Raw genomic sequence first — 3,571 nt, 5'->3', positions numbered from 1 at the left:
GCCATGATGCGGGCTCCGCGCGGCAGCCGGCCCGGACTGCGGGGCGCGACATTCTAATGACCTGCGTTCAGCCCGCAAGCACGGCGGGCGGGGCGGACTGCGCGAGCCGCTGCACGCCGTGGCGGGCGCAGCCGGCCAGCAGGTCAAGGACGGCGCCGCGCCCGGGAATGACCGTCTCGGGGGCGATCTCGGCCAGCGGCAGCAGCACGAAGTCGCGCTCGTGGGCACCCGGGTGCGGCAGTGTCAGCGCCGGGTCGTCATGCGTCAGCTGGGCGTACAGCAGCAGGTCGAGGTCCAACGTGCGCGGCGCGTTGCGCTGGCCGGCACGGCGCTGGCGACCCTGCCGACGCTCGATGGCCAGCAGCTCGGTCAGCAGCAGCGGCGCCGCCAGGGCGGTGTGCACCTGCGCCACGGCGTTGACATAATCGGGCTGGTCGGCCGGGCCCATGGGGCGGCTCAGGTACAGACTGGAACGGCGCACCAGCCGAGTGTGCGGCAGTTGCGCGATGGCGCGCAGCGCGCGCTCGATCTGCGCCACCGGATCGTCGAGATTGGAACCCAGCCCGATGAAGGCGACCTGCCTCATGCGTCGGCAACGACCGGCGAGGCGTCCTGGGCAGCCGCACGCCGGCGCCCGCGCCGCCGGCGCCGGCGGCGCGGCGCCAGCTCGCCCGACACCGCGTCCTGCTCCGCCGTGACGGTCGGCGCTTCACCGCCGCCCATGCGCGCCGCCCAGAACTCGACATCTGCGCGCAGGTCGGCGTCCTGCTGCGCGCGCAGAACGAGAAAATCGAACGCCGCCCGGAACCGCGGGTGACCCAGCAGCCGCCCCGGCTGGCGCCGACGCTGCAAACGGCCCTGCAAGGCCCAGATCTCGGCCGCCGGCAGCGTGAAACGCTTGGGCACCGCCAGCAGATCGTTCTGCGCGCGGATGACTTCGTCCTGCGCCTTGAGCAGTGCTTCGTGCTCGGACACGCCGCGCACCAGCTGGTGCGCCATGGCCGCCTGCAGCGGCTCCCACAGCAACACCGCGATCAGGAACGCCGGCGTCACCGGCAGCCCGGCCGCCACGCGCTGATCGGTGTTGGCCAAGGCCTCCCGGATCAGGCGGTCGCGCTCGGGCTCGAGCGCCGCCGACTCGACCGGAAACAGGTAATCGAGCAAACGGTAGCGATGCAGCAACTCGTAGCTGCGCACGCCGTGACCGGCCAGCAGAAGCTTGACCGCCTCGTCGAACAGCCGCGCCTGCGGCACTGTTTCGAGCAGGTAACCGAGCTCGAACAGCGGCGCTTCGGTGGCCGCTTCGATGCTCAAACCGAGCTTCGCCGCCAGGCGCACCGCGCGCAGCATGCGCACGGGGTCCTCGCGGTAACGCTGCTCGGCATCGCCGATGGTGCGCAGGCGGCGCCGCTCGATGTCCTCGAGCGCCCCGACGTGGTCGATGAGCGAGAAATCCTCGATGCGGTAGTAGAGGGCGTTCACCGTGAAGTCGCGCCGGACCACGTCCTCCTCGCGCGTGCCGTACACGTTGTCGCGCAGGATGCGGTCGCCGTCCAGGCGGGCCTCGTCCTCGTCCTCGGCCTTGTCGTGCGAGGCGCGGTAAGTGGCCACCTCGATGATCTCCGGCCCGAAGTGCACGTGCGCCAGCCGAAAGCGCCGCCCGATCAGGCGGCTGTTGCGAAACGTCGCGCGCACCTGCTCGGGCAGGGCGTTGGTGGCGACATCGAAATCCTTGGGCGTGGCGCCGAGCAGTAGATCGCGCACACCGCCGCCGACCAGGCAGGCCTCGAAGCCCGCCTTGTGCAAGCCGTACAGCACGTTCAGCGCATTTTTGCTGATGTGCGCGCGGGAAATGGAATGTTCACTGCGAGGCAGGATGCGTGGTGGACCGAGGGGGAATTCCGGCATAGGTCTCGTGTCGGGAAGCGTCCCGGGGTGGGCGCGATGCCCGCCTGTCACATCAGGACGCGATGTGGGTTATAGTAGCAGCTTGACTTTGATGCCACCGGCTCCCTTCGTCTAGTGGCCCAGGACGTCGCCCTCTCACGGCGAAAACAGGGGTTCGAGTCCCCTAGGGAGCGCCATCTTGCCCGGCTCGTGACCACCGCGGGCGCCTTGGTGCACTACATGGGGCGCACAGGCACCGTTTCAAGGGGCATCGACATCATGGATCCCGTGCTTGCCGGCACCGAGCCGGCCATCCGGGTGCTGGCCATGCCAGCCGACACCAACCCCGCCGGCGACATCTTCGGCGGCTGGCTCATGTCCCAGATCGACCTGGCCGGCGGCATCGTCGCCAGCCGCCGCGCCCGCGGCCGGGTGGTCACCGTGGCCATGAACGCCTTCGAGTTCCACCAGCCGGTGTTCGTGGGCGACCTCGTGAGCTGCTACGGCCGCGTCGTACGCGTCGGCCGTACCTCGCTCACGCTGCATCTGGAAGCCTACGCCGAGCGCGCCGCCAACCCCGGCGAGGTGGTCAAGGTAACCGAAGCCACCGCCACCTTCGTGGCCGTGGACGAGCAGCGCCGCCCGCGGCCGGTGCCGGCGCTGGACGACACGACGCCCTGAGGCCCGTGCCTCGGCGCGCTGTTAATGCTGAAAAATTCCGTCCATGGCGTTTTTTTAGCTAGCCGTCGCGCACTACCATCCCGAGTGACGCCGCGTGAATCAAGGAGTTACGCCCTTTATTCATACCCCGCGCCATCCTGCCCCGGACGGGAAACGCTGCATAAATCAGCGCGTCACTATCCCTCAAACGAGACGTGGCGGCCTGCTCACTCCCACTCGATGGTCGCCGGCGGCTTGCCGCAGACGTCGTACACCACGCGCGACAGGCCCGGCACTTCGTTGATGATGCGGCGCGAGCACACATCCAGCAGTTCGTAGGGCAGGTGCGCCCAGCGGGCGGTCATGAAGTCGACGGTTTCGACGGCGCGCAGCGCGACGACCGGCTCGTAGCGGCGGCCGTCGCCGGTGACGCCGACGCTCTTCACCGGCAGATAAACGGCGAACGCCTGGCTGGTCTTGTCGTACCAGCCGGCGCGGCGCAGTTCTTCGATGAAGATGTGGTCGGCCAGACGCAATGTGTCGGCGGCGGCCTTGGTGACCTCACCCAGGATGCGCACGCCAAGGCCCGGCCCGGGGAAGGGGTGGCGTTGCACCATTTCGGCCGGCAGACCCAGCTCGAGGCCGATGGCGCGCACCTCGTCCTTGAACAGCTCGCGCAGCGGCTCGACCAGTTTGAGCGTCATGTGCTCGGGCAGGCCGCCGACGTTGTGGTGGCTTTTGATGACGTGCGCCTTGCCGGTCTTGCTGCCGGCGGACTCGATCACGTCCGGGTAGATGGTGCCCTGGGCGAGGAAGGCGACGTCTTTGATCTTCGCCGCTTGTTCGTCGAACACTTCGATGAACAACCGGCCGATGATCTTGCGCTTGGCCTCGGGGTCGGCGACGCCCTTGAGGGCATCGAGAAACCGCGCCTCGGCATCGACGCGGATCACCCGCACGCCGAGGTTGCGCGCGAACACCTGCATCACCTGGTCGCCTTCGTCGAGGCGCAGCAGGCCGTTGT

Annotated in this window: 4 protein-coding genes and 1 tRNA gene; 2 read left to right on the top strand and 3 right to left on the bottom strand. The window is 68.9% G+C overall.

The window, feature by feature from the left end; genetic code table 11:
- Nucleotides 1-67: 67 nt before the first annotated feature.
- Both folK and pcnB read right to left on the bottom strand, forming a co-directional pair.
- The gene (gene folK, locus PHC73_RS12535) at nt 68-586 is read right to left on the bottom strand and encodes a 2-amino-4-hydroxy-6-hydroxymethyldihydropteridine diphosphokinase (RefSeq protein ID WP_300128812.1); all 519 of its coding nucleotides are present in this window, start codon (nt 584-586) and stop codon (nt 68-70) included.
- Nucleotides 583-1,818, bottom strand: coding sequence for a polynucleotide adenylyltransferase PcnB (gene pcnB, locus PHC73_RS12530; protein WP_366949882.1), 1,236 nt, complete (start codon nt 1,816-1,818; stop codon nt 583-585). The genes folK and pcnB overlap by 4 nt, the downstream gene beginning before the upstream one ends.
- A gap of 190 nt (nt 1,819-2,008) precedes the next feature.
- On the opposite strand from pcnB, the gene PHC73_RS12525 reads away from it, so the two are divergent.
- Together PHC73_RS12525 and PHC73_RS12520 are read left to right on the top strand one after the other, a co-directional pair.
- Nucleotides 2,009-2,084: transfer RNA gene (locus PHC73_RS12525), tRNA-Glu, on the top strand.
- An 82-nt stretch (nt 2,085-2,166) separates the two neighbouring features.
- Nucleotides 2,167-2,568, top strand: coding sequence for an acyl-CoA thioesterase (locus PHC73_RS12520; protein ID WP_300128806.1), 402 nt, complete (start codon nt 2,167-2,169; stop codon nt 2,566-2,568).
- A gap of 206 nt (nt 2,569-2,774) precedes the next feature.
- On the opposite strand, the gene guaA is transcribed toward PHC73_RS12520, so the two are convergent.
- Nucleotides 2,775-3,571, bottom strand: a 797-nt coding sequence (gene guaA, locus PHC73_RS12515) for a glutamine-hydrolyzing GMP synthase (protein WP_300128803.1), incomplete at its 5' end; no start/stop codon positions are given.

Origin of the sequence: Immundisolibacter sp., from assembly GCF_028696615.1 — a bacterium.
GTDB lineage: Bacteria > Pseudomonadota > Gammaproteobacteria > Immundisolibacterales > Immundisolibacteraceae > Immundisolibacter.
The sequence above is the reverse complement of the archived record's forward strand: the minus strand, read 5'-3'. Positions and strand labels throughout refer to the sequence as shown.

What these genes read in the sequence shown, in the direction of transcription:
- folK (WP_300128812.1), bottom strand. Translation starts at nt 586, where the DNA reads ATGAGGCAGGTCGCCTTCATCGGGCTGGGTTCCAATCTCGACGATCCG.
- PHC73_RS12520 (WP_300128806.1), top strand. Translation starts at nt 2,167, where the DNA reads ATGGATCCCGTGCTTGCCGGCACCGAGCCGGCCATCCGGGTGCTGGCC.